Annotated in this window: 21 protein-coding genes and 1 tRNA gene; 11 read left to right on the top strand and 11 right to left on the bottom strand. The window is 47.3% G+C overall.

Features of this window, described 5'->3' with window-relative positions; translation table 11 throughout:
• Positions 1-96: 96 nt before the first annotated feature.
• Both C7R91_RS09305 and C7R91_RS09300 read left to right on the top strand, forming a co-directional pair.
• Positions 97-504 (top strand): RidA family protein, encoded by a 408-nt coding sequence (locus tag C7R91_RS09305; protein WP_047074373.1) that lies wholly within the window; start codon positions 97-99, stop codon positions 502-504.
• Positions 505-607: 103 nt separating this feature from the next.
• Entirely contained in the window at positions 608-1789 is a 1182-nt protein-coding gene (locus C7R91_RS09300; RefSeq protein ID WP_047074534.1) for a NupC/NupG family nucleoside CNT transporter, read from the top strand.
• Between the two features lie 69 nt (positions 1790-1858).
• Here the strand turns inward: C7R91_RS09300 and C7R91_RS29135 are convergent, their stop codons facing one another.
• Positions 1859-2038, bottom strand: coding sequence for a hypothetical protein (locus C7R91_RS29135; protein ID WP_047074375.1), 180 nt, complete (start codon positions 2036-2038; stop codon positions 1859-1861).
• A 90-nt stretch (positions 2039-2128) separates the two neighbouring features.
• On the opposite strand from C7R91_RS29135, the gene C7R91_RS09295 reads away from it, so the two are divergent.
• Positions 2129-2737 (top strand): hypothetical protein, encoded by a 609-nt coding sequence (locus tag C7R91_RS09295; protein ID WP_047074377.1) that lies wholly within the window; start codon positions 2129-2131, stop codon positions 2735-2737.
• Between the two features lie 64 nt (positions 2738-2801).
• Here the strand turns inward: C7R91_RS09295 and C7R91_RS09290 are convergent, their stop codons facing one another.
• Positions 2802-3212 carry a DoxX family protein gene (locus tag C7R91_RS09290; RefSeq protein ID WP_047074379.1) on the bottom strand — a complete coding sequence of 137 codons (411 nt, stop codon included), beginning with the start codon at positions 3210-3212 and terminating at the stop codon, positions 2802-2804.
• A gap of 197 nt (positions 3213-3409) precedes the next feature.
• Here C7R91_RS09290 and C7R91_RS09285 point away from each other — a divergent pair, with 197 nt between their 5' ends.
• On the top strand, positions 3410-3757 hold the full coding sequence (locus C7R91_RS09285; protein ID WP_047074380.1) for a winged helix-turn-helix transcriptional regulator: 348 nt from the start codon (positions 3410-3412) through the stop codon (positions 3755-3757).
• A gap of 99 nt (positions 3758-3856) precedes the next feature.
• On the opposite strand, the gene C7R91_RS09280 is transcribed toward C7R91_RS09285, so the two are convergent.
• Positions 3857-4216: a helix-turn-helix domain-containing protein gene (locus tag C7R91_RS09280; protein WP_236697986.1), complete on the bottom strand. Its 360-nt coding sequence runs from the start codon at positions 4214-4216 to the stop codon at positions 3857-3859.
• A 163-nt stretch (positions 4217-4379) separates the two neighbouring features.
• On the opposite strand from C7R91_RS09280, the gene C7R91_RS09275 reads away from it, so the two are divergent.
• Together C7R91_RS09275 and C7R91_RS09270 are read left to right on the top strand one after the other, a co-directional pair.
• Positions 4380-4592, top strand: coding sequence for a helix-turn-helix domain-containing protein (locus tag C7R91_RS09275; RefSeq protein WP_047074382.1), 213 nt, complete (start codon positions 4380-4382; stop codon positions 4590-4592).
• A gap of 23 nt (positions 4593-4615) precedes the next feature.
• Positions 4616-4867 (top strand): hypothetical protein, encoded by a 252-nt coding sequence (locus C7R91_RS09270; protein ID WP_047074384.1) that lies wholly within the window; start codon positions 4616-4618, stop codon positions 4865-4867.
• Between the two features lie 18 nt (positions 4868-4885).
• Here the strand turns inward: C7R91_RS09270 and nagE are convergent, their stop codons facing one another.
• The 6 genes from nagE to C7R91_RS09240 form a co-directional block, all read right to left on the bottom strand.
• Positions 4886-6325: an N-acetylglucosamine-specific PTS transporter subunit IIBC gene (gene nagE / locus C7R91_RS09265; protein ID WP_047074386.1), complete on the bottom strand. Its 1440-nt coding sequence runs from the start codon at positions 6323-6325 to the stop codon at positions 4886-4888.
• A 152-nt stretch (positions 6326-6477) separates the two neighbouring features.
• Positions 6478-8190 carry a phosphoenolpyruvate--protein phosphotransferase gene (gene ptsP, locus C7R91_RS09260; RefSeq protein WP_047074388.1) on the bottom strand — a complete coding sequence of 571 codons (1713 nt, stop codon included), beginning with the start codon at positions 8188-8190 and terminating at the stop codon, positions 6478-6480.
• Positions 8191-8230: 40 nt separating this feature from the next.
• Positions 8231-8488 carry an HPr family phosphocarrier protein gene (locus C7R91_RS09255; protein ID WP_007719815.1) on the bottom strand — a complete coding sequence of 86 codons (258 nt, stop codon included), beginning with the start codon at positions 8486-8488 and terminating at the stop codon, positions 8231-8233.
• A gap of 28 nt (positions 8489-8516) precedes the next feature.
• Positions 8517-9014 carry a PTS sugar transporter subunit IIA gene (locus tag C7R91_RS09250; RefSeq protein WP_047074390.1) on the bottom strand — a complete coding sequence of 166 codons (498 nt, stop codon included), beginning with the start codon at positions 9012-9014 and terminating at the stop codon, positions 8517-8519.
• Between the two features lie 130 nt (positions 9015-9144).
• Positions 9145-10002 carry a glucose PTS transporter transcription antiterminator GlcT gene (glcT, locus tag C7R91_RS09245; RefSeq protein ID WP_047074392.1) on the bottom strand — a complete coding sequence of 286 codons (858 nt, stop codon included), beginning with the start codon at positions 10000-10002 and terminating at the stop codon, positions 9145-9147.
• 367 nt (positions 10003-10369) lie between these two features.
• A complete protein-coding gene (locus tag C7R91_RS09240; RefSeq protein ID WP_012683824.1) occupies positions 10370-10867 on the bottom strand; it encodes a ribonuclease H-like YkuK family protein in 498 nt (165 codons plus the stop codon).
• Positions 10868-11051: 184 nt separating this feature from the next.
• Here C7R91_RS09240 and tadA point away from each other — a divergent pair, with 184 nt between their 5' ends.
• Positions 11052-11534: a tRNA adenosine(34) deaminase TadA gene (tadA, locus tag C7R91_RS09235; RefSeq protein WP_047074393.1), complete on the top strand. Its 483-nt coding sequence runs from the start codon at positions 11052-11054 to the stop codon at positions 11532-11534.
• Positions 11535-11573: 39 nt separating this feature from the next.
• On the opposite strand, the gene C7R91_RS09230 is transcribed toward tadA, so the two are convergent.
• Positions 11574-12293, bottom strand: coding sequence for a pseudouridine synthase (locus tag C7R91_RS09230; RefSeq protein ID WP_047074394.1), 720 nt, complete (start codon positions 12291-12293; stop codon positions 11574-11576).
• A gap of 159 nt (positions 12294-12452) precedes the next feature.
• Here C7R91_RS09230 and C7R91_RS09225 point away from each other — a divergent pair.
• Positions 12453-12541: transfer RNA gene (locus C7R91_RS09225), tRNA-Ser, on the top strand.
• 433 nt (positions 12542-12974) lie between these two features.
• Complete coding sequence (locus tag C7R91_RS09220; protein ID WP_047074395.1) at positions 12975-14723, top strand: methyl-accepting chemotaxis protein; 1749 nt, start codon at positions 12975-12977, stop codon at positions 14721-14723.
• A 63-nt stretch (positions 14724-14786) separates the two neighbouring features.
• Here the strand turns inward: C7R91_RS09220 and C7R91_RS09215 are convergent, their stop codons facing one another.
• Positions 14787-15221: a GNAT family N-acetyltransferase gene (locus C7R91_RS09215; RefSeq protein ID WP_047074397.1), complete on the bottom strand. Its 435-nt coding sequence runs from the start codon at positions 15219-15221 to the stop codon at positions 14787-14789.
• A 148-nt stretch (positions 15222-15369) separates the two neighbouring features.
• Here C7R91_RS09215 and C7R91_RS09210 point away from each other — a divergent pair, with 148 nt between their 5' ends.
• Both C7R91_RS09210 and C7R91_RS09205 read left to right on the top strand, forming a co-directional pair.
• The gene (locus C7R91_RS09210) at positions 15370-15900 is read left to right on the top strand and encodes an RNA polymerase sigma factor (protein WP_047074399.1); all 531 of its coding nucleotides are present in this window, start codon (positions 15370-15372) and stop codon (positions 15898-15900) included.
• Complete coding sequence (locus C7R91_RS09205; RefSeq protein ID WP_047074401.1) at positions 15884-17191, top strand: peptidoglycan D,D-transpeptidase FtsI family protein; 1308 nt, start codon at positions 15884-15886, stop codon at positions 17189-17191. The genes C7R91_RS09210 and C7R91_RS09205 overlap by 17 nt, the downstream gene beginning before the upstream one ends.
• Positions 17192-17261 lie beyond the last annotated feature (70 nt).

Here is a 17261-nt window from a genome sequence, read left to right as displayed (position 1 = left end):
TTCCTCTCTTTCTTTGTGAACTCGAAGAATGGTCAGAATTTTTCGGATATGATAGAATGACTTACCAACAAATGTGAATCGGAGGGAGCATGTCGAATGCAAAATGATAAGCGAATCAAATTTATTAACCCTGAAACAATGCCACCTACATTTGGCTACACCCATGCGGTAGAGGTTCGGAACGCACGGACGATTTATGTATCGGGCCAGGTGGCACTCAACAAGGAAGGCCAAGTGGTCGGAATAGGCGATTTAGCCGCACAGACAAAACAAGTTTTTGAAAATATCCAATTCGCGTTAGAAGCGGCAGGAGTCAGCTTTGGTCATGTAGTGAAATTGACTTTTTTCGTGACGGACATCTCCAAGATGCATATTGTCCGTGAGATTCGAGATCAGTACGTGAATACAGAAACCCCGCCAGCGAGCTCTGCCGTTGAAGTGAGCAAGCTCATCAGGGACGAGCTGCTGATTGAGATCGAGGCCATCGCCGTTGCAGATATATAGTTGTCCCATCTCCCTTCTGTTCGATTATTCATCGTTCAGGAGGGTTTTTTTGTGCTCTTTTGGGAAGATTATGGAGCGAGATATGCGGATCGGAGTTGGTTGCATGAATTATATCATCGCAGGAATAGGTTTGATCACGGTATTTTTGCTTGCTTGGCTGGCAAGTAGTGATAAAAAGCACATTCGGTATCGCCCTATCCTCATCATGATTCTGATTCAAATCGTGTTTGGCTTGCTGCTGTTGCGAACCAATATTGGACTCATATTCATATCAGGCATTGCCAGCAGTTTTTCCACACTTCTGAAGTACGCCTACGAGGGGATTAATTTTGTTTTCGGTGGCATTGCGAATCCTGATGCGACGCCATTTTTCTTGCAAGTTTTGCTGCCTATTGTGTTCGTATCGGCACTGATAGGCATTTTGCAGTATACGAGAATCCTCCCATTATTTATTCAGTATGTAGGACTCGTATTGAGCAAAGTGAATGGCATGGGAAAATTGGAGTCGTATAATGCGATTGCCTCGGCGATCGTTGGGCAGTCTGAAGTGTTTATTACCGTGAAAAAACAGCTTGGTGCGATTCCCGAAAACAGGTTGTACACGCTGTGCGCCTCTGCGATGTCCACCGTGTCTATGTCGATCGTGGGTTCCTTCATGACCATGCTTAAACCGGAGTATGTGGTAGCTGCATTGGTACTCAACTTATTTGGTGGTTTTATCATTGCTTCCATTATTACGCCGTATGAAGTGAAGCCGGAAGATGATTTGCTCGATCAAGAAAAAGAAGAGAGACAGGCCTTCTTTGAAATGCTCGGGGAGTATATTCTGGATGGATTTAAAGTAGCCGTGGTCGTTGCCGCGATGTTGCTCGGATTTATTGCACTCATTGCGATGGTGAACGGGTTTTTCAGTGCGGTATTCGGTATCTCGTTCCAAGCGTTGTTAGGGTATGTCTTTGCTCCGCTCGCTTTTCTTATGGGGGTTCCTTGGCATGAAGCCGTACAAGCAGGAAGTATCATGGCTACTAAAATAGTGGCGAACGAGTTTGTCGCCATCCTCGATTTTACGAAGATTCAAGGTCAGTTAAGCGAAAGAACCGTGGCCATCGTGTCTGTGTTTTTGATCTCGTTCGCGAACTTTGGCTCTATCGGGACGATTGTTGGCGCGGTAAAAGGCTTGAATGAAAGACAAGGAAATGTCGTAGCCCGGTTTGGATTGAGGCTGTTATATGGGGCAACACTCGTCAGCATTTTGTCAGGAATTATCATCAGCATTGTGGTGTGAGGGGACCCTTTCCGGGGTCTTTTTTTGCTACGTACGGTTTCGTAACCAAATGATGGGGAGCAGCGTCTATCAATTGAGATATTCGTCTTTGTTTCTCGGATCGTATCCTTCATCAAAGGAATGGGAATCACGGTTGTTACGCTCAATGAGGATTCTCTGCTTCCGGCGCTTGGCAATCCAATCGATGATGGCTCCAATCAGCAAGAGACCTCCGAAAATAAGTACGACGAGTAACCAGAGTGGCATCATACAACACCTCACTTTTTACTAAAAGATACGTCTTACCCGTGATGAAGTTGCGATGAAACCATTCAAGAGGAAGAAAAGGAGCGAATTCGAATGAGAAAATGGGTGTGTATGACCGTAATGGCAGGCTTGATTGCAGGAGGCTGTTCACCTGACACGAACGTATCAACGGATACAACACCACAGCCTGTAACTGAGCAGAAGCAAGAGGCGGGAAATAGCGGTGGCGACCAAAAGCAAGAGAAGCAAACCGCTACCGTGCGTCAAATTAATCTAGATGAGCAATTTTTGCAGCTGCTCACCAAAAACGAAATCAGTGGCTTGGATATCCACATCGGGATGAAGCGGGATGAGGTTTCTGCGCTATACGGAAAGGTAACGAAACAGGATTATTGGGATGGCGGGCGCTATGAAGTCTTTGAGAAGCTAGAGACTGCACTCATTTATTTTGATGGGCAAGATCGCGTATATGGAATTGATTTGGCTGGTCTTCATCTCAATGAAACGAATCTGGACACGATCCGTAAAAATTTGGGGGCGCCTGTCAGTGAAGAGAAGAGCATGTCCGATCAGGATTATGTCATGTTTTTTGAAGCGGGAGATAACTCCGTATTTATTAGTGCAAAGGACGAGAAATCACCAGCTGACAAAATAAGGATCATCAATAAAAAAATGATCGAGGAATCACCGCAAAAAGAATAAAAAAGCCAAGTCGGAAGGTCACATTTGAGAGCCTTCCGACTTGGCTTTTTGTTTCACAATGGCATTACTCAACCGATCTTTTTCCAAACAGGACAGCGTCCAGCGCGAACTTGGTGCTGCCGCTAATTCCAAGAGAAACCAACATCGCAAGCAAGGCCAAATCCAATTCATAACCAGCTCCGCCTTCACCGCCAAGGAAGCCGGCAGCGAGCTTGGCCTTAAAGATCGCACCAAGCATGACAACAGACAACGCACCTGCGAACACGCGAGTACCCAGACCCAGAATCAAGGCAATACCGCCTACTACCTCCAAGAAGGTTACGAGATAAGCAATGAATGCAGGGAGTCCCATGGTCCCGAAGAAACCAGCGACATTCTCCAGCCCCATTTGGAATTTAGCCACTCCGTGAATGGCAAAAGTCAGACCAGCAATCACACGTAGAATAAGTGCGCTCCATTCAAAACGATTAGACATGTATGAATCCCTCCGAAAATTTAAATGCGTAATAAAGTTACTTTTCGTTAGTAAGTATACAATAATAAATTCCTAAGTCAAGTGATTCAATAAAATCCCAATAGTTGGCAAGTGTAATTTTCAAGGTTGATTCACATCATTGGTTTTGATGGATGGAACAAAGAGCGTTATACTGGAAGGAGAATGAGGTGATACCTATGAAACAGTCTACCCTCTGTCCAAAGTTCGAAAAAGGTATGCAGTTGTTGGGGAAGCGATGGACAGGTCTAATCCTATACCAGTTGTTGTCGGGACCACAGCGATTCTGTGCATTGGAAGGGGCCCTGCCAGTAAGCGGAAGGCTACTTTCAGAGCGTTTGAAGGATTTGGAGAAGGAAGGACTCGTGCATCGGCAGGTGTTTACTGATTCTGCTCCTGTCCGTGTAGAGTATTCCTTAACGGAGATGGGGAAAGCTCTGACTCCGGTGCTCAAAGGAATTGAGTCTTGGTCGCAGAACTGGATCGAGTTGAATGCAGACGAAATGGCTAACGACAGCGAAGAATAACACAGCTTATATAAAAAAGCATCAGGAGAGTACACCTGACGCTTGCCACTATGAAAACCTCTGGAGACAGGGGTTTTTCTGTTATTCGTTAATGAATCTTCAAGAAGGGTCTTCGCTCTTTTCCTGCAAAGCCTTCCACTTTAAAAATTCAATATGCCGCTTGACCTCAATCAGATCCTTCTCTGTCAGGCCATCGACATCCAAAAAGGTCGCCGGTGTTTCCCGGACAGAACCGCGTTGCCAAGATGGTTCCTCCGTGCGACCGTGGAGAAAATCGGTGGATACTTCAAATAAATCTGCGACTTTCGATATCAGATGAGCATCGACGCCCTTCTTGTCACCTGACTCGATCCGCGAAAGTACCGTATTATGTATGCCCAGCTTTTCAGCTAATTGAAGTTGTGACCATTGTTTTTGTTCGCGCAGCCATTTAATGCGTTGACCAACTATGGACATCATGAAACCACCTTTATCGTTTTGGCAATTACATTCTAACAATTTTCCAAAACGGAAAAAACAAGATTGCTAATATAACAAAATCTGTATTGACTTTGCTAAAATTGAAAGGATATGATGTAACTATAAATATTTGCCATTTTTGCAAATCAGGAGGGGATAACTGGTGGAACGACTCAACCTCCCGTTTATCGCGCAACGACGTAATGAGTGCAAGCTGACCTTGCAAGAAATGGCGGAAGCACTCGGGTTTCGAAATGCTTCGACATACTTGAAGTACGAGAAGGGAGAATATGACTTCAAGGCTAATCATTTGCCGGTATTGGCTAAAAAACTACGGTGCAACATGCTTGACCTTTTTATCAGGATGATTTGCTGATTTAGCAAAAGGGGTGGGGTGGCTTGAACGCTTGGGAGGCAAATAGAAGGCAGCTGGAAATATGGAGAAAGACCGTCGCTTACGAAATTGAAATGATGGCGCCACAGAGTATGCCGGCTTGCGAGGGATTTCTCGAGCGCTTGGTCATGTTTGAAAAGGAGTTGGAAAACAACGCGCGATGCCCATATAGTACGACACATGATGGGAATGATGCCGGGTCGCGTCCGTTACCCATTCAGGAAACAGAAAAAAGCCCGGTACGGACTTCACCGTGACCGGGCATTCGTTATCTTTTACAGCTTGCTGATCTCTTCTTTTAGCAGCTCGGAATGGGTTCCGAAGACGACTTGCACGCTTCCTTGACCCAGTCGCATAACACCAGCTGCACCTAGGTCTTTCAAGGCTTTGTCGTTTACTTTTTTGTCGTCTTTTAAAACCAGGCGCAAACGAGTGATGCAAGCGTCTACGCTAACGATGTTTTCTTTTCCTCCAATGTGAGTGAGCACTTGAATCGCTTTTTCCTGCATAGAATTGTTCCTTCCCGTAGTTGTAACTGCCAGATCTTCGTCATCTTCACGCCCTGGGGTCTTGAGGTTCAGCTTCACGATCATGAAACGGAATAGGGCGTAGTAGACCACGGAGAATGCCAGACCGATCGGGATGATCATCCAGGCATTTGTAGACAGATGGAAGTTGATACCGTAGTCGATCAGACCCGCTGAGAATCCAAAGCCGTGCTTGATGCCCAGAGAGGTTACGATATACCCGGACACACCCGTCAATACCGCGTGAACGAAATACAGGAGTGGAGCAGCGAACATGAAAGCAAATTCGACGACCTCGGTAATCCCGGTCAGGAACGAAGCAAGAGCTGCACCAATAAACATAGAAGCAACTACTTTGCGTTTTTCAGGACGCGCTGAGTGAATAATAGCGAAAGCCGCTCCAGGAAGTGCGAACATCATGATCGGATAGAAACCAGTCATAAACATTCCTGCTGATGGGTCTCCCGCAAAGAAACGATGCAAATCGCCGTGTACCACTTTTCCTGTCGCATCGGTAAAGTCACCGATTTGGAACCAGGCAATCGCATTGAGTACGTGGTGCAGACCAAATGGAACGAGCAATCGGTTAAAGAAACCGAACAAGAAAGAACCTGTTGCGCCGAGACCTACGATCCAAGAGCCCAATGAGTCGAGGGCAATCTGGATGGGCCCCCAAATGATCCCGAAAATCAAGCCGACGACCACCATGGAAAGGGAAGTGACGATCGGGACAAAGCGCTTTCCACCAAAGAAACCTAGCCATTCTGGCAGCTTGATCGAATGGTAGCGGTTGTAGAAAAACGCTGCAACACCACCCGCCATAATACCGCCGATAACACCCATGTTCAGTTTTATATCATCCGCGATGAAAGGCATGGCAGCAGGAACAGCTGCAAGTACTTTCGTCAATACGACGTAGGCAATGACAGCGGCCAAAGCAGCAACAGCATCTCCAGCCAAGCCAATCGCAACACCGATAGCAAAGATTAATGCCAGGTTGTCAAAAATGGCTGAACCGCCAGCAGCCAAAAGCGGAGCGATGTACGTGTCCATAAATGCTCCAAAGGCGCCGAGATTGAGGTCCTTCTCGAATTTGAGAAGACCAAAGCTTTGCAAAATCGCTGCGGCTGGCAACGTTGCGACCGGGAGCATGAGGGCTCTCCCAATCTTTTGCAGAAAAGCGAGCATAGGATAAAACCTCCTTGGAATGGGATGAATTTATCAGGGAAGCCGCTCTCCGGATGAATGGCAAAATGATGAGGGCACAAGGAATAAGCCGGAGAGAGACCATTCTGATCGAAATATTGGAAGCGCTTTCACTACTCAGGCGACAAAACCTTTTATAAGGCTTTGTCTTTGAGATATTGAACGACCTCGTCTACAGTTGATAGGGTAAGAACGTGCTCGGCCAGTTGCTTCGCTTCCTCTACGCTGATGGAGCGAATACGTTCTTTGACTTTTGGCATGACCGAAGCGGCACCGCTGAACTCATCGAGCCCCAATCCGAGCAAGAGCTTGGTTGCCAACGGATCTCCCGCCATTTCCCCACACAGCCCGGTCCAAATGCCCGCCCGATGGGAAGCTTCGATGACTTGGGAAATCAATCGTAATACGGCTGGATGGTAGTAGCTGTACAGCTCGGCGATATTGGCATTCATCCGGTCTACTGCCAGGGTATATTGGACGAGATCATTCGTGCCGATGCTGAAAAAGTCTACCTCCTTTGCAAACGCATCTGCTTGCAGGCAGGCACCCGGAATCTCCATCATCATGCCTACGGCGATTTTCTCGTCAAAATCGATCCCTTCTGCTCGCAGCTCTGCTTTTGCTTGCTCCAGCAATCGTTTGGCTTCGCGCAGCTGCTCCAAATGGGAAATCATCGGGAACATGATCAGCAGGCGACCGAATGCACTTGCACGCAAGAGAGCGCGTAATTGCACCAGGAACAATTCCGGTCTGGCTAACGAGATGCGCATGGCGCGGAAGCCAAGGAACGGGTTTTCCTCCTGTGGAAGCGCGAGTGCTGGCAAATGCTTGTCGCCGCCAACATCCAAGGTGCGAATGATGACCGGCTTGTCGCCAAAAGCAACGGCTACGTGCTTGTATGCAGCAAATTGTTCGGCCTCATCGGGAAGGGTGCTGCGATCCATGAACAAAAACTCGGAGCGGAACAACCCGATTCCTTCTACACCGGATGCGATCAATGCATCAGATTCTTCTGGCACAGCCATGTTTGCCATCAGGTGAACACGGTGGCCATCGGTTGTTTCGGCAGGCAGTTCTTTAATGGCTTCGTACAATTGGCGTTCCTTTTCTTCCTGCGCGGCTTTTTCCTGATAGGCAGCCAGTGTATCCGCATCGGGCGAAACAATTAGCTGTCCAGAGGTTCCGTCGATGATCAGCAAGCTTCCGGAGTCTACTTTTTCCATTAAGGTATCGCCTGCACCCATGACAGCGGGAATTCCGAGCGAGCGTGCCAATATGGCTGCATGAGAGGTAGCGCCGCCTTTGGCCGTGACAATTCCTCGTACATGCTGGAGTGGAAGCTGAAGCGTCTCGGATGGGGTGACGTCCCAAGCAACCAGGATAAAAGGCTCTTCCGGGTAGGAGATGACGGTGTCACTGCCCGAAATATTTCGAATCAGACAGCGGCTCACATCACGAATATCATCCGCGCGTTCCTTCATGTAGGCATCGTCCATACTCTCAAAGAGAGCAATAAACTGATCGGCTACTTGCGAGACGGCGGCAGATGCCGCTAGTTGTTGATTTTCGATGAGCGCACCCATCTCCCCGACAAATGCCGGGTCATCCAAAAAGGCAATATGAGCAGAGAGGATGGCCGCCTTTTCCGAACCTAATTGTTCCTCTGTCTGTTCCTTTAGCTTTTCCAGTTGTTCGCGTGCTTGCTCTACACTCTTGCTAAGTAGTCCTAGCTCCTGAGCTGCATCCACTGGAGTGGTGGACTCTGCCTGCGTGATGGCTGTTTCGTGTGTGAGGCGTAAAACAGGGGCAATCGAAATGCCAGCGGAAACCGGGATTCCTTTCAACATACGTCCTTCACCTTCCTGTCCGTCGTTTACACGGTATGATTTACGAGGATTGCTCCAATAGCTGCTGAATCGCAGTGGCCACGTTTTGTTCATCCGCTCCGTCGATCTGAACGGTCAGGGTGTCACCTTGGGAGACGCCCAATGTCATGATGCCAAGAATGCTTTTGCCATCTGCGTGTTTGGTCCCTTTGCTCAGCGTAATCTTTGACTGAGATTGCGACGAACAATTCACGAGTAGAGCTGCTGGCCTCGCGTGGAGCCCACCCTCTACATTGACCGTTACCTCAAATTGAACCATGTTGTACCTCCCTAACCATTCGCTTCGTTTATTTTAAGACGACAGTCATAAGTGGCTCTTGACCTGCTTGCACAGTTGCTTTTGCCACTACATTTTTTTCAGCAACCATATCACCGTTCGTAATAACAATCGGTGTTACGATCGGACATCCAGCATTCTCCAGTACACTCTTGTCGAATTGGATGAGCTTGTCGCCAGCTTTAACTTGATCACCAACGGAGACAAATGGGGTAAAGCCTTTCCCGTTTAATTTCACGGTGTCGATTCCAATATGCATCAATATCTCAAGACCACTTTCAGTCGACAGCCCGATAGCATGGTGAGTAGGGAAAAGATGCGTTACCTTTCCATCGACAGGGGAGACGAGAGTGTCTGCACTTGGCAGAATCGCTACACCATCACCAACGACTTTACCTGCGAATACAGGATCAGGTACTTCGGACAGGGGGAGTACGGTACCTGTTAATGGTGCAAGAAAGGTTACCTCTTGTTGTTGTTTTTTACGGGAAAAAAGACTGCGCAGCATAAGTATCCTCCTTTTGCGTCTGAACCAAAAAAGGCATGAGACGGTTGAATTCATACGACGACATACTTACTATGTCCGTATGATCTCACCGCTCATGCCTAGTCGAGCTAGTAACACGCAGGATTATGATTTAATTTTGTTGTAATAAGCGATAAAGGTGCAGAGCCATGTAACCAACCTCGTCTTCTGGTACAGCTATCTCAAGACGCTTGGAGATGTATTGAGCCAGCTCTGTTGCCAATTGATAGGCTTCTGGCATAGTGGTTTTGACTCGGTCCAGAAGCGGGTTCTTGATGAATTTTTGTTGACGGATGCGCTCAACGGCAAAACGCAAATGGGTAATGAGGCGTACATAATCAATGGTACTGCGTTCAATCGTAATGGCTGTTCGCTCTTCAATCAGGCTTACCAACTCCGTGATGATGTTGGTGAATTGGACAGCCTTTTTTACCGGGACGTAGCTGATCGCGGAGTGAATGTGCAAGGCCAGAAAACCGATTTCACTATCGGGAATGTCCAGGTCGAATGCGTTTTTGATCATATCCGCTGCCCGGTTCGCCAGCGCGTACTCCTTCGTGTACAGCGTCTGGATTTCGAACAAGAAAGGATTCACGATCTCCATGCCGTTATTGAGCCGATAGATGGCAAACTGGATATGGTCAGGCAAGGCAACATGGACGTGTTCGTTCAATTCTGGCGTAATCTCACTCGCAATAAGAGCGATAATTTCTTCCGCAATTCCTACGACAGCAGGATCTACTTGGCTCAAGATGTTCTGATACTGCTTCTGATGATTTTCATTTTCGAGCCTGAAGCGCTTTTCCACACGCGAGTCTTGGGCGGGGATGGTATTCCCGGTTTTTGCGCCAAATCCGATTCCTTTTCCGAACAGGACAATTTCTTGTCTCGATCCGGGTTCTTCCACGAGTACGACGTTATGGTTCAATACACGCGTAATTGCGTACGTTTTTTCCTTTTCACGGGACAATCCATTCCACCACCTTTAGATAGACAAAAACGGTCCATGACCGTATTTGCTTACCGCAAGCGGTCACATCCAATTTAATGAAAAACGCCAATGAACCATGACGTTAATCAGAAAAAAGAGCCGAAAAAACCTTTTTAACAAGAAAAAGATCTTCTCGGCTCATGCCTGCATTACCAGTAACACGCCTTGTGAAAACGCTTCAATTAAAGCATATAATAGCTCACGTCTCGTACATTGTCAATCACTCTGTTAGCGGGAAAAACACGGTTGGCAGGAGAAGCAGGAGCCTGTCCCGAATTGATTGAACCAACAGGATAAGGGCAAAACAAAGCCAAGCGGACGCCTCATTAGCAATCCGCCCGCTTTGTTACTTGGTGTACTTGTCGGCAATCGTAGATGCACAGAAGGAGTTCGGTTTGATCTCGGCACGAAAGTGATTGGTTTCTGCTAAGCTCAACAAAGACTGGATAAACTTACGGGTAGGACCATTCGTGCCGATATCAAAATGCAGGCGGATGGGAGTATCTAAGTGGCGGTCCCGCAAATATTGGCGTACTTCTGTGGCAAGTCCGACTGCGTACATCGCTTCCTGAAATATACGCTGTTGCAAGGATGAATACCGGCGTTCCTGAAATTTGTGATAAAAGAAGGTACCCCCATGGCCGGGACGGATCACTGTGATAACAAGGGCAAAAAAAGTCCCGCGGCTTTTTAATTGAGAGTCGGCCCCCACAATTATTTCAAATGGACCACCTATTGATGAGATGGTATGTTCGATGTGGGAAAACACTTCTTCTTTCGCCAGTAGACCTCTAGTCGGACTGTGAAAGCGATCAAATAACGTATTTGCAGAGGTTAAGCCCACTCACATCCCTCCAGAAAGAGGCTAACAATGATTTGCATACTTCTTCCTTACATCATTAATGTATGTAATCTCGCAGATAGTATGTGAACGGGTTAGGACAAAAACTTCTTGAATCAACTTTTTTGGGAAACATGGTCCGTTTGTTCGGGACGAAAGACTGTTTTTGAAGGAGCTTTAGGGAAACGTGATACAAGCAAATGAACATGATTATTATATGAAACAAGCCATGGAAGAGGCCCAGAAAGCCGCTGCGATTGGCGAGGTTCCGATCGGTGCGGTTATCGTGCGCGACGGGGAAATCGTAGGTCGCGGCTACAACCTGCGGGAAACACAAAAAGATCCTACCTTACACGCGGAATTGATCGCGATCCGGGAGGCAAGTGAACGCTTGGGTGGGTGGCGCTTGATCGGATGTACACTGTACGTGACGTTGGAGCCGTGTCCAATGTGTGCGGGTGCGATAGTTCAAAGCCGCATCGAACAGGTCGTGTATGGCGCTCGCGATCCGAAGGCGGGCTGTGCCGGGACATTAATGAACCTGCTTGCGGAACCGCGCTTCAATCATCAGGTACCAGTTATAGAGGGTGTTCTTGCAGAGGAATGCGGGCAGATGCTCAAGGACTTCTTTCGTGGATTGCGGAAAAAAAGACAGCCCGTACAGGAGTGACCGGGCTGTCTGGACAAACCGTCTGTATGCAGGCGGTTTTTATTTGTTTACGTTTTGCAGCATGTTCAACTCTTCTTCGGTCAGTTCGCGATACTCACCAGGGGCAAGTGACGGGTCAAGGTGAAGCGGGCCCATCCGAATCCGTTGCAGATAGGTGACATGCAGGTCGAAAGCAGCAAACATCCGCTTTACCTGATGGAACTTTCCTTCCATGATGGTGACGCGAATCTCTGATGTTTCACCTGAAGAGATAATCTCCAGCTTGGCTGGCAGTGTAGTGAAGTCCTCTAATTCCACGCCTTTGGCAAACTCCTGTACATGGTGCTCAGTGACCCGGCCATCGATGCGTGCAAAGTACTCCTTGTCCACTTTCTTTTTCGGGGACAAGAGGCTATGGGAGAGCTGACCGTCATTGGTCAAGAGCAAGAGACCCTCTGTATCAATATCCAGTCGGCCTACTGGATGCACTTTGATGGCCCACTCGTACGGGAGCAAGTCCACTACGGTTTCATGGACATTGTCCTCTGTAGCAGAAACCACCCCAGGCGGCTTGTTCAGCAAAACGTATACCCAGCGCTTAAAGTTAAGCGGTTCTCCATCCACAAGGATTTCCTGTTCCTCGGGAATAACGTGCATCCCCGGGTCTGTTGCGACAACGCCGTCTACGACGATCAGTCGCTGTTTTACTAATGCTTTCACTTCCTTGCGCGTGCCGATTGCCATATTGGCCAGCACCTTGTCCAAACGTTCACGTTTCATATATTTTCCTCACTTTTCTTCTAATCGGATACCAATCGTGTGTGCTGTTCTTAGTTTGGCCTAATGAGCCGCGCAAATCAAGGGGCATGCAGAGGAATCGGACTTGCATTTTTGACTGTATTTTGCTATAGTAGGTAATGTTTCTGATAAACCAAATATGGAGAGATACCCAAGTGGTCATAAGGGGACGCACTCGAAATGCGTTAGGCGTCGTGAGGCGTGCGTGGGTTCGAATCCCACTCTCTCCGCTTAGATTTTTCGGATCGAAGAGAATGAAGCATATTTTTGCCGATGAGGCGGAGATATGCTTCCATTTTTTTCGGCAAGAATAAACTTCAACATCAGCTCTGCCTGTATATAATGTTTCACAGAAAAAGGGGGTGTCTCTAAGTCGGAAAATCGACTTTTGAGATACCCCCTTTTTCATTCCAAAACCCTTGATCAATTCTTGAGTATACTGGTCTACATGGCCGAGCAGGAGGGTTTAACAATAATTACCCCTTACAGCCGTGTGCAAAAGCATGAAACAATTTTGAGTCGTACTTAAAGCCGTACATTTTGTTGATGTATAAGCAATAAAATTCGTTTTTCACTCTATACTTCATTGTGTTATATGACGATATATTAATTAGATATATTCATTATATATTTTATCTATTTGTAGCTGGGGGAGTGGGGATTATGAGCGGCAAGTTGGGAAATGCAACAGGAAAAACAGGGCTTACACTTCGCACCAAATTACTGGCGGGGTTTCTTACAGTTGTTGCGCTCCTAGCATTTGTGAGTACATTTGCATTAAGCCAGATCAGAGATTTGACCATGATATCCGGGGATATCGATAAGTCATGGATGCCAGCGGTTACCCTGCTTGGCACGGTGAATGGAGACATTTCCGACGTGGAGCGTCTTGCGCTCAACATTATCGTTGAACAGAACGAGGAGGAGCTCACGAAGCAGAAGGAGGCTCTGGATCAACTGCTTGCCAAGATCGAGGATGAACGGAAACAACTGAAGACGCTTGTGTATGCCAGCAATGCGGAAGGCAGTGAGATTGTCAATCTGTTTGAAGAGTTTAACACCAAATACGATGCTTATTTGGAAAAAATGCCTGCGTTCGTGAAGTTGGGCAGAGAAAACAAATATGATGAGGCAAGTAAGTTACATAGCGTGGCCTACCCTTTGTGGTACACGGCCAATGATAATATTGTCAAATTAATCGATATATACAATGAGGGGGCCGGAAAGGTTAGTCAAAGCGCTTCGGAGCTTTCCCAGCAAGCGTTTGTCATCATTCTTGTGACTACTTTCGTAGCGGCGGCCATTGCGCTGCTTATCGCCTTCTTCATGGCACATATCATCTCAAAGCCAATCCAGCAAATAAATCAGGCCGCTGTCCGGATTGCGAGTGGCGATCTAACGGGCGAGACGATTGTGCTGCGTAACAAGGACGAGCTGGGCACGTTGGCAGCATCCTTCAACACGATGACGGCGAATCTGCGCGCTATGATTGAATCAGTAGCTACGACTTCTGAGCAAGTAGCAGCTTCGTCGGAAGAACTTTTAGCCAGCGCAGAGCAAAATGCGAAGGCATCCGAGCAAATTACCCTAACAGTGGAGGAATTGGCTACGGGTACCTCCGAGCAGGTGGATATTGTCAAGCGTTCCTCTCAGGCCATGGGCGAAATGGCTTTGGGTTCAGAACAGATCGCACAGTTGGCACAGAGCGTATCGATATCGGCCGTTGACGCGGCCAACCAGTCTGCGGAAGGAAATATGATCATCAAGTCAGCGGTCGAACAGATGAATACTGTCCGTAATTCTATCACATCCCTATCGGAGCTGGTTACGGGACTGGGAGAACGTTCGGCAGAGATCGGAACGATCACCGAGGTCATTAATAATTTGGCGAGTCAGACGAACCTGCTGGCACTGAATGCGGCGATTGAGGCCGCAAGAGCGGGAGAGCATGGCCGCGGCTTCGCTGTCGTTGCCGAAGAGGTTCGGAAGCTGGCCGAGGAATCCTCATTGTCTGCGCAGCGCATTACTGACCTGGTGCAGCTGATCCAGAATGATACAAGGCAGGCGGTTGAGGCAGTCAAAATGAACAGCGACGAAACGCAAAGCGGCATGGAGATTGTCACAGCAGCTGGACAGGCATTTGAGAACATCTCGAATGCGGTCAACAAGGTCGCGGGCGAGATTCAGGAAGTATCCGCAGGCGCGGAACAGATGGCGGCAAGCACGGACGAGGTCGTCCATTACGTGGAGAAGATTTCAGCGATTGCGGAAGAAGCATCGGGCGGCGTGAATAACGTCTCTGCCGCTACGGAGCAGCAGCTGGCTTCCACGGAGGAGATCGCTTCGTCTGCGGGTTCCCTCTCCAAGATGGCTGAGGAGCTTCAGGAGCAGATTAACAAGTTCAAAGTATAGATTAAAACATTAGACTGCTTCTTCTGCTGCCCTGGGCTGCAGGAGAAGCGTTTTTTCATTAGCTTAGAACTTTTTTATAAAATTTTTCTGGTACAGATAGCCACGTCGTTCGTAGAACCTGTGAGCATGTATACGACTTGGGTGGGATAACAGCTTCATCCCGGAAAATCCATTGGTCTTTGCCCACTGTTCCAGTTGTTCAATCAATATAGTACCTACACCTTGATTTCTATCCTTTTCTTTCACAACAAATCCCAGGACGTTAACGAGAGAGTCGGAAAAAAGCAATTCATAAGGGCTGCCATGAATATATCCGATGACTTCGTTGTTTTGCTCACAAACAAAGATCATATCTTTCGTTTTCTTTGTGATGATTTCAATTTTCTCTCTTACCTGATCTTCGGTAAATGGATGCAGATTCGGGTTAAATTCTAGGTTTAACAAATAAATAGCTTGATAATCCGCGACCCTAATTTCTCTCACACGTTTTTGTCCCATATTTGAACGCCTCAATTCGTTGTATGGTGCTGTCCTCCTAGATAATAGCTTAGGATGGGACAGCATTTTCTTTTTTATATCACAAAAACTGTAAGCAAATTTTAATTTTGCGTCTAATAAGATACAAACTTCACAAAGGAGCGTACGAATGGATTCCGATGACCGAATAGAGCGATGGTTCCAGCAATACGGTAATGATGTTTACAATTACCTCGTGTATTTTTCCGGACGTAGAGATGTCGAGGATTTAGTCCAGGAAGTTTTTTCAAAAGCGCTAAAAGCCTTATCAAGCTACGAAGGAAGGGCACAGCCCAAGACATGGCTTCTGACCATTGCGCGCCATGCAGCGATTGATTATAGGCGAAAGCAAAAAATGATGGATTGGTTTCCCGAAAACGTCCTCCGACTCCTCACTTCCAAAGAACGTACACCTGAGAAGGCATTGGTGTTAAAGGAGCAATTACAAGAAGCGTATGAAGCAATGAATCACTTGAAAAGCACGTATCGAGAAGTTCTAATCCTGCGGTTGATAGAGGGAGTATCTACAGCAGAGACAGCGGAAATCTTGGGCTGGAGTGAAGCAAAAGTCAGCACGACACTCCATCGAGCTATCAAGGAATTGCAAAAACAAATGGGCAATAGCGGCAGGGAGGTCAATCTACATGACGCCATCTATTGAAGAAAAAGAGATTAGCACAGTGCTGCAATCATTTCCGTCGCTTCAGATGGACGAGGACAAACGACGTGATATCGCGAGTCATATCCGTCGAGAAAGGGAGCTGCTCATACAGATGAAACGGCGAAAAAAGTATGCCAAGGTTATTGGGGGCGTTGCTGCTTCATTTGCTTTATTGTTTCTCGCTTATCAGTGGATGCCTTCGGAGGGAACTCCTTCAGTGCCAAGCGTACAACAGATGAATGCTGCGGAGAGTAAAAAGGCACAAGCCACGGAAACGACATCCCAAGCAGATATCGTTCTGACCCTCGATTCACAAATTCAGGAGTATGTAGAAGAAGCGATACATAAGACCGGCAAAGCCTATCAGCCTGAAAATATGACGGTAATCGTTACCGATCCAAATACCGGAGAAATTCTTGGGATGGGGAATCTGAAAAGACCAACTGACAAGGTACCACACATAGTCAGGGCGATACCAGATCCTGTGGCCGCATTTCCGATCGTGACCTTGGCGGCTGCTATTGAAGAGGGGAAGTATGAGGACAACGAAATGTACGACTCTGGAACCTACGAGATTACCCCGGGCAAGTTTATAAAAGACCACAATAATGGTACAGGGTGGGGACAGATTACGTATTTAGAAGGTATCCAACGTTCTTCGAATGTCGCTTTCGCCAAGCTCAGTGAACGGATACCAGGGGACTCGTTACAGCAATATTTTGAACGGTTCGGTTTTGGAATGAAAACGGGTACCGAACAAATCAATGAACAGCCTGGAAAGATACCAAACATGGATACTCCCTATGATAAGGCAATGGCAGCTTATGGACTTGGGGGTTCTGCCTCTGCGGTTCAACAAGTGGCTGCTCTCGGAGCCATTGCCAACGGTGGTGAGTTGATGAAACCACATGTCACGAAGGAGGAAAGGAACCACGTGGACAAAGGGCGTCGAGTCATATCAGAAGAAACAGCCAAGCAGGTTCGAGAGATTTTAGAAGCTGTCGTAAACAGCCGTCCTGGCTCAGATACAGCCTTTTCCATAAAAGAACATACAGTCGCTGGGCGTACAGGAATCGTAGAGAAACGCGACCAGCAAGGAAACTTCATCGAAGGAAAATATACGTATTCGTTTATCGGATTTGCCCCAAGCGATGATCCAAAGCTATTGGTTTACATAGCTGTCGATAACCCGAATACAGACCTCTGGGTAGGATTATGGGGGAAAGAAATTGTTGCTCCCCCTTTCAAAGAGATCATGGAAAACAGCTTGCAGTATCTCCAGCACCGATAATCAACCTATCCATCAAAAAAGGAAGCATGGCGGCATACCCCTAAAGGTATCCGAATGCTTCCTCTCTTTG

Origin of the sequence: Brevibacillus formosus (assembly GCF_003013405.1) — a bacterium.
In the GTDB taxonomy this organism is placed as follows: domain Bacteria; phylum Bacillota; class Bacilli; order Brevibacillales; family Brevibacillaceae; genus Brevibacillus; species Brevibacillus formosus.
Note: the sequence above shows the minus strand (reverse complement) of the source record. Positions and strands in the feature narration are given on the sequence as shown.